Raw genomic sequence first — 16,013 nt, 5'->3', positions numbered from 1 at the left:
TCATGAATCAGAACTCTGCTTCTCTCATACATATGAGATGAAGGGGGGTTCTTTTTTATGGCAAAAAAATGGAACAGCCGTATAGCAGATTGGATAACGAAAACGATTGAACTCCCGCCTGATGTCATGATGGACTTACCGCGGATTACGATGGTGGGCCAAATTCATATATACATTGAAAATCACCGGGGGCTGCTGAAGTTCTCCGATCAGGAAATTAGGCTTCTGCTTAAACAGGGACAGCTTTTAATTAAAGGAAAAAGCTTTGTAATCCGAACGATTTTGCCTGAGGAAATTATGCTTGAGGGGAAAATAGAGCAGGTTCATTACCTTGAACAGTAACGGCAATGGAGGAATGGAGGAGAAACGGTGTGAAAAACAGCTGGACAAACTTTTGGATTGGCTATGTTCAGATTAAAGCAGAAGGTACCGGACTGGAGCGGATGATAAATGAATGTCTCCGCAGCGGCATATCCGTATGGAGAGTAAAGCGTGAAGGGGATCAATCGATTTCCTTTTTTATTCCGCTAAAAGATGTACATGCTTTCCGGACCGTAAGAAGAAAACAGGATTGCAAATGCAGCTTTCCAAAGAAAAAAGGCTTCCCCTTTATTGTGAAAAGATCATACAAAAACAGTGGATTTGTACTCGGAATGCTTCTGTTTTTAGGTGTGCTGTTCATGCTGTCCAATATGATCTGGGCAATTGAAGTCCACGGAGCCAAGCCTGAAACTGAGCATTTAATTGTAAAGGAACTGGATAGAATGGGAGTGAAACCAGGGGCCGTTCAATTCTTGACCTATGATTCAGATGACATTCAGAAAATCTTAACAAGCCGTATTCCTGCTTTAACCTGGGTCGGGGTGGAATTAAAGGGGACATCCTATCATTTAAAGGTGGTAGAAAAAAATATGCCGGAGCAGGAGGAGTATTCAAGTCCCCGCAATATCGTGGCAAAGAAGAAAGCCGTTATCACAAGAATTTATGTTGAGCAGGGGAAGCCGCTTGCAATGGTTCATGATCACGTGCAGCAGGGCCAGCTTCTTGTATCGGGGATGGTAGGAGGAAAATTCATACCGGCTAAGGCGAAGATTTTTGGCGAGACATGGTATGAAACAGAAGTCGAAGTGCCTCTTAAAACCGATTTTAGCGTTTATAACGGAAATTTATCAGAAAAACAATACGTCTCAATTAACGGATGGAATCTGCAGATTTGGGGTTACAGACAGAAAGATCCGTCTGTTTATGTAAAAGAGCAGGACAAAAGAGATTTGCAATTTCTAGGGTGGAAGACCCCGTTTTCGTATATAAAAGAAATAAAAAGGGAAAAGGAAGTAGTAACCAGGAGTTATACCGTAAAGGAAGCGGTAAGAGCCGGAGTCGAAATGGGAAAAGAGGATTTAATGCAAAAAATTGGAGAAAGCGGCCGTATCAAGGGCGAAAAAGTTTTGCACCAAAGGAATGAGAATGGTAAAGTAAAATTGAAAATACTTTACCAGGTAATTGAAGATATCGTGAAAACCACACCAATAGTTCAGGGAGACTAAAGAATGCCAGAAGACTTAGTGTCAATGAATCAGAAGCTAGAAAATCCGAATGAAGCCATCATGCTCTTCGGTAATCAGGATATTCATCTTAAAAGGCTCGAGGAAGAGCTCCATGTCACCATTGTGACCCGCGGTGAAGCAGTATATGTTTCTGGGGACTCTATAAATGTTCAGCTGACTGATGACATATTGCAGGCGCTGCTAGGCGTCATACGCAAAGGAATTGTTATATCCGAAAGAGATGTAATCTATGCAGTCAGCATGGCAAAAAAACAAAAACTCGATGAATTTCAGTCCTTATTTAACGAAGAAATTACGAAAAGTGCAAAAGGAAAACCAATCCGCATTAAAACATTGGGGCAGAGGCATTATATATCTGCCATCAGGCAATCAGACCTTGTATTCGGAATTGGTCCGGCTGGTACAGGGAAAACGTATCTTGCCGTCGTAATGGCTGTCAATGCGCTCAAAAGCGGCTCAGTTAAAAGAATCGTGCTTACGCGGCCTGCTGTTGAAGCGGGAGAGAGCCTCGGATTTTTACCTGGTGATTTAAAAGAAAAGGTAGATCCTTATTTAAGGCCGCTCTATGACGCTCTGCATGATGTGCTTGGCCTGGAACATACGGAACGTCTAATGGAACGCGGAACCATTGAAATTGCCCCGTTAGCCTACATGAGAGGCCGTACCCTGGATGACGCATTTGTTATTTTAGATGAATCCCAGAATACGACTCATGCCCAAATGAAAATGTTCTTAACCCGGTTGGGATTCGGTTCAAAAATGGTGGTAACGGGTGATATCACTCAAGTCGACTTGCCAAAAGGAGTTAAATCCGGTCTTGCCATTACCCGCAGCATGCTTGAGAACGTGCCGGGGATCTCATTTGTTGAATTAGAGCAGGCAGATGTAGTCCGACATCCTCTTGTTGGGAAAATCATTGAAGCGTATCAAAAAAATGAGAACTGATGGCAGATGACCCTCACTGGGTCATCTGTCTATGTATCACCACTCATTTGATCTTACTTCACAGCGGCGGGAGGTGCCTTTACATGAAAAAAAAGCAGACAGGCTTTAAAAAACAAATTGACCTCATAAATCAAAACCGATTTCTTCACTATATTCTGTATGTGCTGTTTGGAATTATTTTATTCGCTAGTCTGTATGGAAACGTTAAGCCTCAGAACCTCGATATTAAACTGCTTGATATTTCAAAGCAAACGCTGTACTCCCCGATCAATGTAGTAGACAGGGAAGAGACGGAAAGAAAAAAGAACGAGGCTTATCAGCAAATAGAAGATCAATACAGGCTTGTTGAAGAGTACTCGGACAGCAGAGTCCAGCTTGTCAACTTTATTTACAACTCTGCAATAGAAGTGAACACTGAGGCATTAAACGAAGTGAAAAACGACGCCGCAAAAAACGAAGATCCGGTAAAGGAAAAACAATTGAAACCGCTTACTGCAGAAGAGAAGTATGCTCTTCTTGAAAAAAAACTGGCAGACGGTTTCAAGCGGAAAATACCAAAGGATACCCTCTTTCCTCTAATTGGAGCTTCGACAGAGGAACTGACGGTGGCCAAGGAATCGGTTGTGACGACCGTTAATAAGGTGATGCGCGAGGAAATTTCCACTGATAAACTTGAGGAGAAGAAACAACAGGTGGAGAAGGAACTTCAATATACGCCGCTGACATCTGAAATGCTTCAGTCCTCCATCGAAATTGGCCAGTATGCAGTTATTCCGAATTATATTTATGACGATAAAGCTACAAAGGAAAAACGGCAGCAGGCTGCAGACAAAGTGAAGGAAAGTGTCATTAAACAAGGTCAGATTATTGTTTCAGAGGGACAAACCATTACTCCTGAAATCTATCATAAGCTGGATATTGCCGGCCTGATTAATAATAAGCAATCCTTTAAACCATTTTTGGGCTTGCTGATTTTTGTGTTGCTGGCGGTTTCGATCCTGATTTATTATTTTGAAAGCCAGCAGAAAACAGCAGAAAAAAAGAATCTTTCCCTGCTTCTCTTCTTTCTCGTTTTTTTCATCTCTTTGCTGTTTATGAAAGCGATTAGTATTTTCCAGCAGCTGGATATTACATACATAGGGCTTATTGTGCCTGCTGCAATGGGACCGATGCTCGTTAAATTGCTAATCAGCGAGAGACAGGCCATTCTTTCAAGCATTATTCTGTCTGTTTGCGGCAGCATCATTTTTAACGAAGGAATTACAGGTACATTTAATTTTAATATGGGAATCTATTACCTAGCCGGCTGCCTTGCTGGTGTACTGTTCCTCAATAAGCATAACTTACGATCAAGAATATTGCAGGCGGGCCTTTTTGTTGCATTGGTTAATATTATGATGATTACAGCACTGACTTTGATACAAAATGGAAACTATTCAAATTTAGAAATCGGAAGCTATTTTATCATGGCGGCGATTTCCGGTATCGCAGCATCTGTTCTTGCAATGGGATTTCAGCCATTTTTTGAAACAGGCTTCGGCTTGCTTTCAACTATGCGCCTTATTGAGCTGTCAAATCCGAATCATCCGCTGCTGCGGAAAATTCTCACAGAAACGCCTGGTACGTATCATCACAGTGTGATGGTAGCGAACCTGTCTGAGTCTGCCTGTGAAGCAATCGGAGCAAATGGATTGCTTGCGAGGGTAGGAGCATATTATCACGACATAGGAAAAACAAAACGTCCCCAATACTTTATTGAAAATCAAATGAAGATGGACAATCCTCATGATAAGCTTTCCCCTCAGCTAAGTAAAAATGTAATCATTGCCCATGCATCGGATGGTGCTGAGATGCTGAGAAAACACAAGATGCCGAAAGAATTTGTTGATATAGCCGAGCAGCATCACGGCACGAGCCTTTTGAAATACTTTTACTACAAAGCGAAGGAACGCGGGGATGAAATTCTGGAGGAAGAGTTCCGTTATCCCGGACCTAAGCCGCAAACCAAAGAAATCGCTGTAATATCGATTGCTGATAGCGTTGAGGCAGCGGTACGCTCCATGTCCAGCCCAACACCTGAGCGCATCCAAAAGCTGGTTAGAGGAATCATTGCTGACCGCCTCCAGGATGGACAGCTTAATGAATGTGATTTAACATTAAAAGAACTGGATATTGTGGCGAAGTCTTTTTGTGAATCCCTTAAAGGAATTTTTCACTCCCGCATTGAATATCCGGAAGTAACGAAACAGAAGGTGAAACAGGCATGAATAAAAGATTAATGATTGATCTATGCGATGAAACAGGTGAGCTGTCATCTGAAGAAATCAATATTGTAGAAGCTCTTCTCCAATTTGCTGCAGAAGCAGAGCAGACAAAAGACGGGGCCGAGGTTTCGGTCACGTTTACGGATAACAGCAGGATTCAGGAAATTAACCGTGAATACAGGGATAAGGATCAGCCAACGGATGTGATCTCCTTTGCCATGGAAGAGCAGGGTGAAGATGAGATCGAGATTATCGGGGCGGACATGCCTCCGGTACTGGGTGATATTATTATCTCTGTAGAAAGAACAAGAGAGCAGGCTGCTGACTATGGTCACAGCTTTAAAAGAGAGCTCGGATTTTTAGCCGTTCACGGTTTTTTGCATTTGCTGGGGTATGATCATTTGACAGAGGAAGACGAAAAGGAAATGTTTACTAAGCAGAAGGGGATTTTAGATTCCTATGGGCTTACAAGATCAGAAAACATCTGAAATTAAACGTCTGTTGAAAAGTTTTGCATTCGCCTCGTCCGGACTCATGAATGTGTTCCGGCATGAAAGAAATTTTCAGATCCATTGTATATTGATGGTACTGGCCATTGCTGCAGGTTTCATTCTGGAAATCAGTTTTATGGAATGGTACATGGTTATTGGGTCAATTGCGGCAGTGCTGTCACTTGAGCTTATGAATACAGCAATTGAACGGACAGTAGATCTTGTAACGGATGAAATGCGTCCGTTGGCAAAGGCTGCCAAAGATGCTGCTGCGGGCTCAGTGTTCGTGGCGGCCATTGCAGCTTTCTTTATTGGAGTGCTAATATTTACTCCAAAAATAATTGAATTTTTATAATTGAGAATATTCTAATTATTTATTCTTTATTTCACGAGAAAACGTGAAAAAGATGATGTTTTCGGGTAGAATAGAAATAGACGCAGCTGATTGAAAATGAAAGGATGAAATGCGGCATGAATACAGAACAACTGATTATTGAAGCGAAAACAGCACGGGAAAGAGCGTATGTGCCATATTCAACATTCAAGGTAGGCGCTGCGCTTTTGACCAAATCCGGTAAGGTATTTGGCGGGTGCAACATAGAAAATGCCGCATATAGCATGTGCAATTGTGCAGAACGGACTGCCTTATTCAAGGCTTATTCAGAAGGTGAAACGGACTTTGAAGCGATAGCAGTCGTTGCAGATACGAAAAGACCTGTTCCGCCATGCGGTGCATGCCGGCAGGTGATTTCCGAGCTTTGCAGCAAGGATATGAAAGTGATACTAACAAATATGAACGGCGATATTGAACAGCTTACAGCAGGTGAATTGCTGCCGGGAGCATTTTCAGCGGAGGATTTAAATGACTAACAGAGAATATAAATCAGGTTTTGTTTCCATTATCGGCAGGCCAAATGTCGGCAAATCAACATTTTTAAACCGGGTAATTGGCCAAAAAATTGCCATAATGAGTGACAAACCTCAAACAACACGAAATAAGATTCAGGGAGTTCTGACTACTGAAGACTCTCAAACCATCTTTATTGACACCCCGGGAATTCACAAGCCGAAACACAAGCTTGGCGACTTTATGATGAAGGTTGCACAAAATACTTTGCGTGAAGTAGACATTATTATGTTTATGATTAATGCAGAAGAGGGCTATGGCAGAGGCGATGAATTTATTATCGAAAAGCTTAAAGAAGTTAAAACGCCCGTTTTCCTTGTAATCAATAAAATAGATCAGCTGCATCCAGATCAGCTGTTCCCGCTGATTGAAAAATATAAAGCGTTATACCCGTTCAAAGAAGTGGTGCCAATTTCTGCATTGCAGGGGAACAATATTGAAACGCTCCTTGAGCAGATTAAAACATATCTGCCTGAAGGTCCGCAGTATTATCCTGCCGATCAAGTAACTGATCACCCTGAACGCTTTATTATTTCCGAACTGGTCAGAGAAAAGGTCCTCCATTTGACTAGGGAAGAGATTCCTCACTCCGTTGCAGTCGTCATTGATGCAATCGAACGCAGGGAGGAAAACGCTTCAGTATATGTGGCAGCTACTGTTATCGTAGAGCGTGATTCGCAAAAGGGCATCGTGATTGGAAAGCAAGGAAAGATGCTGAAGGAAGTCGGACAGCGTGCACGGGTGGATATTGAAGCCCTTTTAGGATCGAAAGTGTTTTTGGAGCTTTGGGTAAAGGTTCAAAAGGACTGGCGTAATAAAATGAATCAGCTGAGAGACTATGGATTCAGAGAAGATGAATACTAAAAAATCAGCATGTTAAAGCATGATGTTTTTTGAGACCTGCTGGCTGCAATCAACACCCAATTTTAACAGAGCCAAAAATTAAAAATTGGCTAGCACAATTTAGCAAATATTGTTTAACATGATTAGAGGGAGTCAGGGTCATCCTATCAGTAAGAAAATTGGATTAAGCTTTTCTGGTCTTATTGACGAAAGGTGGGGGTAACATGAAGGATTTTACCTGGAAGGTTTTTTATCAGACAGGTAATATTGACACGTATCTTCTTTTTAAGGAAATGGAAAAGGAGCATGCAGATGGACCCGATACACAAGAGGATGAGCTGATTAGTCCAGATTTTCCGCTGATTTGATTCTGGCCCTTCCGGATGGAGAGGAAAAAGGTGCTCCAAAAATGCGAAGGAATCATTATTCGTTCATCCAACTATGGAGAGAACAATAAAATAGTCACGATTTATACAAGAGAGCTGGGTAAAGTTGGAGTGATGGCTAGGGGAGCAAAAAAACCAAACAGCCGTCTTGCAGCGATGACTCAGCTTTTTACTTATGGCACTTTTTTATTTCAAAAATCATCAGGCCTTGGAAGTTTGCAGCAGGCCGAAACCCTCTCTTCAATGCGTTCCATTAGAGAAGATTTATTTATGACGGCTTACGCTTCCTATATGGCAGAACTGCTGGACAAGGGGACAGACAGCCTGGAAAGGAACCCTTTTCTTTTTGAACTCTTTCTGCAAATGTTCCAGCACCTTGACGAGGGGCAGGATCCAGATATTCTGCTTAGAATGTTTGAACTGAAAATGCTCCCGGTTCTTGGAGTTACTCCGCATCTGAATGGCTGTGTCAATTGCGGAAGTACGGATGGAACCTTTCATTTTTCAATTAGAGAAGCGGGTTTTCTGTGCCACCGCTGTTTTGAAAAAGATCCTTACAGACTCGTTGTTTCACAGGGAACAGTCAGACTCTTGCGTCTCCTGTATTTCTTTGATTTAAACAGGCTTGGCCAAATTTCTGTCAAAACCGAGACGAAAAATGAACTTAAGCTCGTTTTAAACAGCTATTATCAGGAATATTCTGGCCTGTACTTAAAATCAAAACGATTTTTGGATCAGATTGAAAATTTACGGGATCAGCTGTAGCAGGTTGACAATCATGATAAATTTCATTATGATTCGTATATAATTTAATCGAATTTTAACCATGTGAAGAAGGAAAGAAGTACCAGCATGTGCTTTTGTTTTAGCGAGTCCGGGGCGGTGAAAGCCGGATACGAAGCAGCTGCGAAAGGCATTCCGGAGCATGTTTTTGAAAAGAGGGGAACGACGAAGCAGTCTTCTGAATTCCCAAGTAGGGTGGAACCGCGGGTAACTCTCGTCCCTATGTCATTCTGTAATGGCATAGAGACGGGAGTTTTTTACGTTTTCTGCCGAAATTATCATCCTTTTGGAGGGATCTATATGAATATTCAAAACATGATCTTAACATTGCAAAAGCACTGGTCAGAACAGGGCTGTATTTTAATGCAGGCTTACGATACCGAAAAAGGTGCAGGAACAATGAGCCCTTACACATTTTTAAGAGCAATTGGACCTGAGCCCTGGAACGTTGCGTATGTAGAACCGTCTCGCCGGCCTGCTGATGGCCGTTATGGAGAGAACCCTAACCGTCTGTATCAGCATCATCAATTTCAAGTAATTATGAAACCATCCCCTGATAATATTCAGGAGCTGTATCTAGACTCCTTAAAAGCACTTGGAATAAATCCGCTTGAACATGATATCCGTTTTGTAGAGGATAATTGGGAAAATCCTTCTCTTGGCTGCGCCGGTCTTGGATGGGAAGTATGGCTTGATGGAATGGAAATCACCCAATTTACGTATTTTCAGCAGGTAGGCGGATTAGAGTGCAAGCCTGTTTCAGTTGAAATTACATATGGAATTGAACGTCTTGCGTCCTATATTCAAGATAAGGAAAACGTTTTTGACTTAGAATGGACGGATGGATTTACTGTACGGGATATATTCGGAATGCCGGAATATGAACATTCTAAATACACGTTCGAGACATCGGATGCAGAGATGCTCTTCCATCTGTTTACGGTTTATGAAAAAGAAGCACATCGCCAAATGGATCAGGGGCTGGTGCATCCAGCGTATGATTATGTATTGAAGTGTTCTCATACCTTCAACCTTTTAGATGCGAGAGGGGCCATTTCAGTCACTGAACGAACAGGATATATTGGCCGAGTAAGGAATCTTGCAAGAAAAGTGGCTAAAACGTTCTATGATGAAAGAGAAAAGTTAGGCTTTCCAATGGTAAAGGAACAGGAGGCGGAAAATCATGAATAAACATGACCTGCTGATAGAAATCAGACTAGAAGAGCTTCCGGCAAGGTTTGTTACAGATTCAATGAATCAGCTTGGAGAAAAAGTGCAGAAATGGCTTACTGACCATGCGGTTCCATTTGGAGAAATGAAGCTGTATTCAACCCCTCGCCGTCTTGCTGTTTTGGTTTCTGGTTTAGCTGAGAAACAGGAAGATGTAACAGAAGAAGCGAAAGGGCCGGCAAAAAAAATTGCTCTCGATGCAGAAGGCAATTGGAGCAAGGCTGCAATGGGATTCTGCAGAGGACAGGGTGCTTCAGTAGAGGATATATATTTTAAAGAAATTAACGATGTAGAGTATGTCCATGTTCAAAAGCATGTAAAGGGGCAGTTCACTGCGGAACTTTTGAAAAACCTGGATAAAGTACTCTCGAGTCTTACCTTCCCTAAAAATATGAAATGGGGAAGTCAGGACATGCGCTATGCCCGCCCTATTAAATCGATCATAGCGTTATTCGGCAATGAGGTTATACCGTTTACGCTGGCAGGCATCCAAACGGGTATTGTAACAAGCGGGCACCGCTTCCTTGGAGAATCTTCTGTCTCCATAACAGAACCAGCCAGCTATGAAAACGAGTTAAATGAACAATATGTTGTTGCAAATCCGGCTGAACGCAAGCAGCTGATCAGACATCAGCTCGAGGAGATGGCACAGGAAAATCATTGGGTTATTCCGGTTGATGAGGATTTACTTGAGGAAGTAAACAATCTGGTGGAATACCCGACTGCCCTATATGGGAAATTTGAAGCCGATTATTTAACCTTGCCTGAAGAAGTCCTTGTAACGACGATGAAGGAACATCAGCGCTACTTCCCGGTTAAAGATGAAAAAGGCGTCCTTCTTCCTTACTTTGTAACGGTCCGCAACGGAAACGATGTGCATCTTGAACAAGTTGCCCGTGGAAATGAGAAGGTATTAAGAGCCCGCCTTTCTGATGCTGCATTCTTTTATAATGAAGACCATAAGCTGAAAATCGGCGAGGCTGTAGAAAAACTTGAAAAAATTGTATTCCATGAAGAACTCGGTTCACTAGGGGACAAAGTAAGAAGAGTTACCGCACTGTCAGATATGTTGGCAAAACATCTTGAGCTGAATGAAGAAGTCCGTGAAGATGCAAAACGGACAGCTCAAATCAGCAAATTTGATCTCGTTTCCCACATGGTTTACGAATTTCCTGAACTGCAAGGTGTAATGGGTGAAAAGTATGCCAGGCTTTTAGGGGAGAAAGAAACGGTTGCGGCGGCAATCAATGAGCACTATAGTCCACGGCATTCCGAGGATTCGATCCCTGCTTCCGAGGCAGGTGCGGTCGTAGCGATTGCCGACAAGCTTGATACAATTACTGCTTTCTTCTCTATTGGAATGCTCCCAACCGGATCACAAGATCCATATGCACTCAGAAGGCAGGCAAGCGGAATTGTTCAAATCCTTATAGGCTATAATTGGAAGATTTCGCTTCGGGAGCTATTTCAGCTTTCCTTGTCCTCTCTAGAAGCAGAAGAACCGGAAAAACTGATCGATGAATTAACAGGATTTTTCAAAATGAGAGCGAAGTATGTTATGGATGAAAGAAATATTCGCTACGATTTGGTTGAGGCAATTCTGCAATCCTCTGAAGCAGAGGTAACGTCCATGATCAAACGGGCGGATGTACTGGCATCTGAGTCCGGTACCGAAACCTTCAAAGAAACCATTGAAGCCTTCTCACGTGTACTAAACATAGCGAGTAAGGCAGGCGATAACACAGCTGTAGATCCAGCGCTTTTTGAAAATGAATACGAAAAGGCTCTGCACAGCAAAGCGGAAGAAGCCATTTCCGAGTATTATAAGGCTTCAGCCTCCTCGGATTTCGTTCAAGCGTTTGCTGCACTGAAAACGATGACGCCAGAAATTACGTCATACTTTGATCACACTATGATTATGGCAGAGGATGAAAAAGTGAAAGTGAACCGCCTCGCTCAAATGAAGCAGCTGGCTGATGTAATTCGTTCTTTCGCTGAAACCAATTCTATTATCGTTAAATAAGTTCTTTGGATCCTGTTTTTTCAGGATCCAAAGCTTTATGCCGTAAATACGCCGCTATAAATGAAGAAAGCCTTCTCTGATGGCAGTTTTGCATAAAAAAGCTTTCATAACATGACTTTTTTTCCTGCCTGTTTCATATATAATGTTGATAGAACAAGCGTAATGTAATGCATTTACATAATCCTTTGCGGAAGAGAAAAAATAGCCGCAGAATGCCGGAACTGGTGGTGAGTATAATCGAACTGAACAAGCGGCAGGAAATAATCCTTCAAATCGTGAAGGAAAATGGGCCTATAACAGGTGAACATATAGCAGATCAATTAAATTTGACAAGGGCTACTCTAAGACCGGACCTTGCTATTTTGACGATGTCCGGATATTTGGAAGCAAGACCGAGGGTCGGCTATTTTTATACTGGAAAGACAGGCAATCAGCTATTAAGCGATAAGCTGAAAAAACTTCAGGTGAAGGATTTTCAATCCATTCCCGTAGTCGTTAGCGAGAATGTGTCGGTCTATGATGCAATCGTCACGATGTTCCTCGAGGACGTAGGTACATTATTTGTTGTGGATAAGGACTCCCTGCTCGTTGGTGTGCTCTCCAGAAAAGATTTGCTGCGGGCTAGCATCGGCAAACAAGAATTAGCTTCCATCCCGGTTAACATCATTATGACACGAATGCCGAATATTACAGTTTGTAAAAACGAGGATTTTATAATGGATGTGGCAAAATCGCTGATTGAGAAGCAAATCGATGCACTTCCAATTATTAGAGATACAGAAAAAGGGTTTGAAGTCATTGGGAGAATTACTAAAACCAATATGACCAAAATTCTAATGAGACTTGCAGATAACGATATCATTTAACATAGGGAAGCGGGGAACGGGATGAATAACCGGGTCATTTATGTAGTATCAGATTCAGTAGGGGAGACGGCCGAACTGGTTGTTAAAGCAGCAATCAGCCAGTTCAATGGAACCGCGGCAAACACGATGATCAAGCGGATTCCTTACGTTGAAGACAAAACCACTCTGGAGGAAGTCGTATCCTACGCACAAATGGACGGAGCAATTATTTGCTTTACTCTTGTGGTACCGGAATTGAGGAACTACCTGATTCAGCTGGCAGCTGTCAGGAATGTGCCAATTCATGACATTATCGGTCCTTTAATTGATAAAATGGAAACATCCTATGGCATCCAGGCGAAATATGAACCTGGCAGAGTGCGCAAGCTGGATGAAGACTATTTCAAAAAGGTTGAGGCCATTGAATTTGCTGTTAAATATGATGATGGCCGAGATCCAAGGGGTCTGCTGAAAGCCGATATTATCCTGATCGGAGTTTCCAGAACATCCAAAACACCTTTATCCCAATACCTTGCACATAAACGTTTTAAGGTGGCCAATGTTCCGATTGTACCGGAAGTGGAGCCGCCCGAAGAACTTTTCAAGATCCCTGCCAAAAAGTGCATCGGTCTTAGAATCAGTGCAGAAAAGCTCAATAACATCAGACGCGAGCGCCTCAAATCACTTGGATTAAATGACCAGGCAATCTATGCCAACATCAATCGGATTAATGAAGAAATCGAGTACTTTGACAAAGTGGTGGAACGCATTGGCTGCAACGTAATTGACGTTTCAAACAAAGCGGTAGAGGAAACGGCAAATATTATTCAAACCATTATGAATAAATGAGCGATTATTCCTTCTTTAGGAACGAGTGCAACGGTGAAAAATATTTTCTTTTTGTTAGTGGAGCGATTACAGTGCAGATAAAACCCGCATCCTGCGGGACTGGCCCAGCTGAATTTTTTCAGCCGGGCTTTCATTTGATGTGCGCTCCTGGAGCATGAAAATTTCTTTTTCAAATTCAAGTAAAAAACGTAGAAAAAATGAAGGCTTTGTATTATAATAAAAAATTGTGATAAAATTACACTTTTTAGGTTTAGACTTTAAGGCGATAGAATAAACTATTTACTAGTATCTGTCAAGAACAATATGCTAAAATTATTCGACAATGGTTTTAGCAGATCAGCTTCCTTCAGACATTTCATCACGCTTTATTCTAATACTCCTCTTAGTCAGGGTGAGTAAGAATAATGATTCTGCTTTGGAAGAAGGATTTTAACGGAGTGATGGAGAATAGAGAAAAATGCCGAAAAAAAGCTGAAAATATTAGTGGATGCTGATGCATGCCCAGTAAAGAAGGAAATTGCTGATTTAGCTGACACTTATGAGACAGAGTCGATATTTGTCGCCTCCTATAATCACATGACAAGCGAAACGCTGGGGAAAAAGTGGGTTTATGTTGACACAGATAAAGAATCGGCAGATCTCTATATTGTGAACCATATTCATCCCGGGGATATTGTGATTACTCAGGATATTGGGCTGGCAGGCTTACTCCTGAAAAAGAACGTTATTGTTTTAACGCCTAGGGGTAAACAGTATACAGAGTATAATATAGAAACGGCTTTGCAGTACCGGTATTTGTCTGCGAAGGGAAGAAGAGAGGGCATTCATTCTAAAGGACCAAAACCTTTTCTGGATGCCGACCGGAAACAATTTAAAGAATCTCTGGAAAAGTTCTTGTCGAATATTGCAGGGATTGATTAGTTAGTCTCGAATACTTCAAACACGGGGATGTTAGAATGGCTCAGAGAATTCCTGAGGACGCTGTAAATAAGATTCAGCAGTCCGTGGACATTGTCGATATCATCGGAGAATATGTCCAGTTAAATAAACAGGGGCGAAATTATTTTGGGCTTTGTCCATTTCATGGAGAAAATACTCCATCATTTTCTGTTTCACCTGACAAGCAGATTTTTCATTGTTTTGGCTGCAAAGCAGGAGGGAACGTATTTTCTTTCTTAATGCAAATGGAAGGGTATGAATTCGTAGAGGCTGTCCGGCAGCTTTCCGAGAAAGAAGGAATAGCTTTGCCTGAGGAAGTCGCGCTGGTCTCTTCCTCCAGTCATGAAAAGCAGGATGATGATACTGCTGCTATGCTGAAAGCGCATGACCTCTTAAAGAAATTTTACCACCATTTGCTGGTAAATACAAAAGAGGGCCAGGACGCATTGGATTACCTTTTGCTAAGAGGGTTTACAAAAGAATCCATTGAACAATTTGAAATTGGCTTTGCACTGCCTTCCTGGAATTTTGTATCTAAATTCCTCTCGGCCAGAGGGTTCAGTCTGCCGCTAATGGAACAGGCGGGTCTGCTGGTCAGGAAGAACGACGGGAAAGAGTTTCTTGACCGTTTCAGAAACCGGATCATGTTTCCAATTCTTGATCATCACGGAAACACCATTGCTTTTTCAGGGCGGGTTTTGACAGATGAACAGCCCAAATATTTAAACAGCCCTGAAACCAAACTGTTTAATAAAAGCAAGGTGCTTTATAACTTTCATAAGGCAAGGCTACATATCAGGAAGCATCAGCAATCTGTTCTTTTAGAAGGCTTTGCAGACGTGATCTCTGCTTCTAAGGCAGGGGTTGAACACTCTGTTGCTGCAATGGGCACTGCACTGACTGAGGAGCAGGCAAAGATTCTGAAGAGAAACAGTGCTGAGATTATCATTTGCTACGATTCAGATAAAGCCGGCCTTGAAGCGACACTGCGTTCGGCAAAAACACTGAATCAGGCTGGAGCATCCGTTAAGGTTGCCATGATACCGGACGGACTTGACCCCGATGACTACATTAACCGGTTCGGAGCAGAAAAGTTCCGCCAGGATGTAATAGGGGCCAGCGTGTCGGTAATGGCCTTTAAAATGCATTATTACAAAAGAGGAAAAAATCTTCAAAATGAAGCGGAAAGACTGCAATATATTGAGCAAATCTTAAAAGAATTTGCCGATATGCAAAATCCGCTGGAACAAGAGATCTATCTAAGGCAGCTTTCACAGGAGTTTTCACTGGATATGAGCATTTTGAAGGAACGGCTTTCTGAAGTGATTCGGACCTCTGGAAGGCCGAAGGAGATCGGGGTGCAAAAAAAGGCAGCGGCTGAGAAACCGATGGCTCCCCGTAAACGCAAGACTCTACTGCCTGCCTATCATAATGCAGAGCGAATGCTTCTGGCTCATATGCTCAAGAGCAGGGATGCAGCACAAAAGGTGCTTGATACACTTGGACTTCAATTTAATATTGAAGAACACAAGGTAATTGCCACTTATTTATATGCCTATTATGAAGAAGCAACTGACGAAAAGATCAGCTCCTTTATCCAGCGGCTTCCCAGCAAAGAGCTTATGTCTGCCGTGTCAGACATAGCCATGATTCAAATCAGTGATGAGCCTTCTCCTCTCGAGATCCAGGACTATATGAGACAGATTTTAAATCATCCGAAAACCCGGGATCTTCAGCAGAAAGAAGCTGAAAAAAATGAAGCGGAAAGGCAAAGGGATTTTGTCAAAGCGGCTAGAATTGCCATGGAAATCGTTCAGCTTAAACGCTCATTTAAATCTTAATCATTCGAAAATGACCGTCCATTATATATGGAGTTCATCTATAGCAACCCAGCAGTCTTACAATAAGGCAGCGCAAAATTTAACTGCCTGAAAAGGCTG

Annotated in this window: 16 protein-coding genes; all 16 read left to right on the top strand. The window is 42.2% G+C overall.

The features are described 5' to 3' along the window. Positions 1-57: 57 nt before the first annotated feature. On the top strand, positions 58-342 hold the full coding sequence (gene yqfC / locus WCV65_RS13770) for a sporulation protein YqfC (protein WP_035405141.1): 285 nt from the start codon (positions 58-60) through the stop codon (positions 340-342). Between the two features lie 29 nt (positions 343-371). Beyond that, positions 372-1,547, top strand: coding sequence for a sporulation protein YqfD (gene yqfD / locus WCV65_RS13765; RefSeq protein WP_338777197.1), 1,176 nt, complete (start codon positions 372-374; stop codon positions 1,545-1,547). A gap of 3 nt (positions 1,548-1,550) precedes the next feature. Beyond that, positions 1,551-2,513, top strand: coding sequence for a PhoH family protein (locus WCV65_RS13760; RefSeq protein WP_035405139.1), 963 nt, complete (start codon positions 1,551-1,553; stop codon positions 2,511-2,513). Between the two features lie 83 nt (positions 2,514-2,596). After that, positions 2,597-4,780, top strand: coding sequence for an HD family phosphohydrolase (locus WCV65_RS13755; protein WP_338777194.1), 2,184 nt, complete (start codon positions 2,597-2,599; stop codon positions 4,778-4,780). Then, positions 4,777-5,265, top strand: a complete 489-nt coding sequence (gene ybeY / locus WCV65_RS13750) for an rRNA maturation RNase YbeY (RefSeq protein WP_338777191.1) — start codon at positions 4,777-4,779, stop codon at positions 5,263-5,265. The genes WCV65_RS13755 and ybeY overlap by 4 nt, the downstream gene beginning before the upstream one ends. Continuing rightward, positions 5,237-5,623 (top strand): diacylglycerol kinase family protein, encoded by a 387-nt coding sequence (locus tag WCV65_RS13745; RefSeq protein ID WP_338777189.1) that lies wholly within the window; start codon positions 5,237-5,239, stop codon positions 5,621-5,623. Before ybeY ends, WCV65_RS13745 begins: the two co-directional genes overlap by 29 nt. 116 nt (positions 5,624-5,739) lie before the next feature. Beyond that, positions 5,740-6,138, top strand: a complete 399-nt coding sequence (locus tag WCV65_RS13740) for a cytidine deaminase (protein WP_035405134.1) — start codon at positions 5,740-5,742, stop codon at positions 6,136-6,138. Next, on the top strand, positions 6,131-7,039 hold the full coding sequence (gene era, locus WCV65_RS13735; protein WP_338777184.1) for a GTPase Era: 909 nt from the start codon (positions 6,131-6,133) through the stop codon (positions 7,037-7,039). Before WCV65_RS13740 ends, era begins: the two co-directional genes overlap by 8 nt. A gap of 203 nt (positions 7,040-7,242) precedes the next feature. Continuing rightward, a complete protein-coding gene (locus WCV65_RS13730) occupies positions 7,243-7,386 on the top strand; it encodes a YqzL family protein (protein WP_066098940.1) in 144 nt (47 codons plus the stop codon). 30 nt (positions 7,387-7,416) lie between these two features. Next, complete coding sequence (recO, locus tag WCV65_RS13725) at positions 7,417-8,169, top strand: DNA repair protein RecO (protein ID WP_035405132.1); 753 nt, start codon at positions 7,417-7,419, stop codon at positions 8,167-8,169. Positions 8,170-8,487: 318 nt separating this feature from the next. Beyond that, the gene (glyQ, locus tag WCV65_RS13720) at positions 8,488-9,378 is read left to right on the top strand and encodes a glycine--tRNA ligase subunit alpha (RefSeq protein WP_211559331.1); all 891 of its coding nucleotides are present in this window, start codon (positions 8,488-8,490) and stop codon (positions 9,376-9,378) included. Continuing rightward, complete coding sequence (gene glyS / locus WCV65_RS13715) at positions 9,371-11,440, top strand: glycine--tRNA ligase subunit beta (RefSeq protein ID WP_338777180.1); 2,070 nt, start codon at positions 9,371-9,373, stop codon at positions 11,438-11,440. The genes glyQ and glyS overlap by 8 nt, the downstream gene beginning before the upstream one ends. 227 nt (positions 11,441-11,667) lie before the next feature. Beyond that, positions 11,668-12,306 carry a helix-turn-helix transcriptional regulator gene (locus WCV65_RS13710; RefSeq protein ID WP_035405367.1) on the top strand — a complete coding sequence of 213 codons (639 nt, stop codon included), beginning with the start codon at positions 11,668-11,670 and terminating at the stop codon, positions 12,304-12,306. 21 nt (positions 12,307-12,327) lie between these two features. Then, positions 12,328-13,134, top strand: coding sequence for a pyruvate, water dikinase regulatory protein (locus WCV65_RS13705; RefSeq protein WP_035405129.1), 807 nt, complete (start codon positions 12,328-12,330; stop codon positions 13,132-13,134). A gap of 483 nt (positions 13,135-13,617) precedes the next feature. Next, positions 13,618-14,055 carry a YaiI/YqxD family protein gene (locus WCV65_RS13700; protein WP_082883705.1) on the top strand — a complete coding sequence of 146 codons (438 nt, stop codon included), beginning with the start codon at positions 13,618-13,620 and terminating at the stop codon, positions 14,053-14,055. 35 nt (positions 14,056-14,090) lie between these two features. Then, the gene (dnaG, locus tag WCV65_RS13695) at positions 14,091-15,914 is read left to right on the top strand and encodes a DNA primase (RefSeq protein ID WP_338777176.1); all 1,824 of its coding nucleotides are present in this window, start codon (positions 14,091-14,093) and stop codon (positions 15,912-15,914) included. Positions 15,915-16,013 lie beyond the last annotated feature (99 nt).

Origin of the sequence: Metabacillus sp. FJAT-52054 (genome assembly GCF_037201815.1) — a bacterium.
Lineage (GTDB): Bacteria > Bacillota > Bacilli > Bacillales > Bacillaceae > Metabacillus_B > Metabacillus_B sediminis.
The sequence above is the reverse complement of the archived record's forward strand: the minus strand, read 5'-3'. Positions and strand labels throughout refer to the sequence as shown.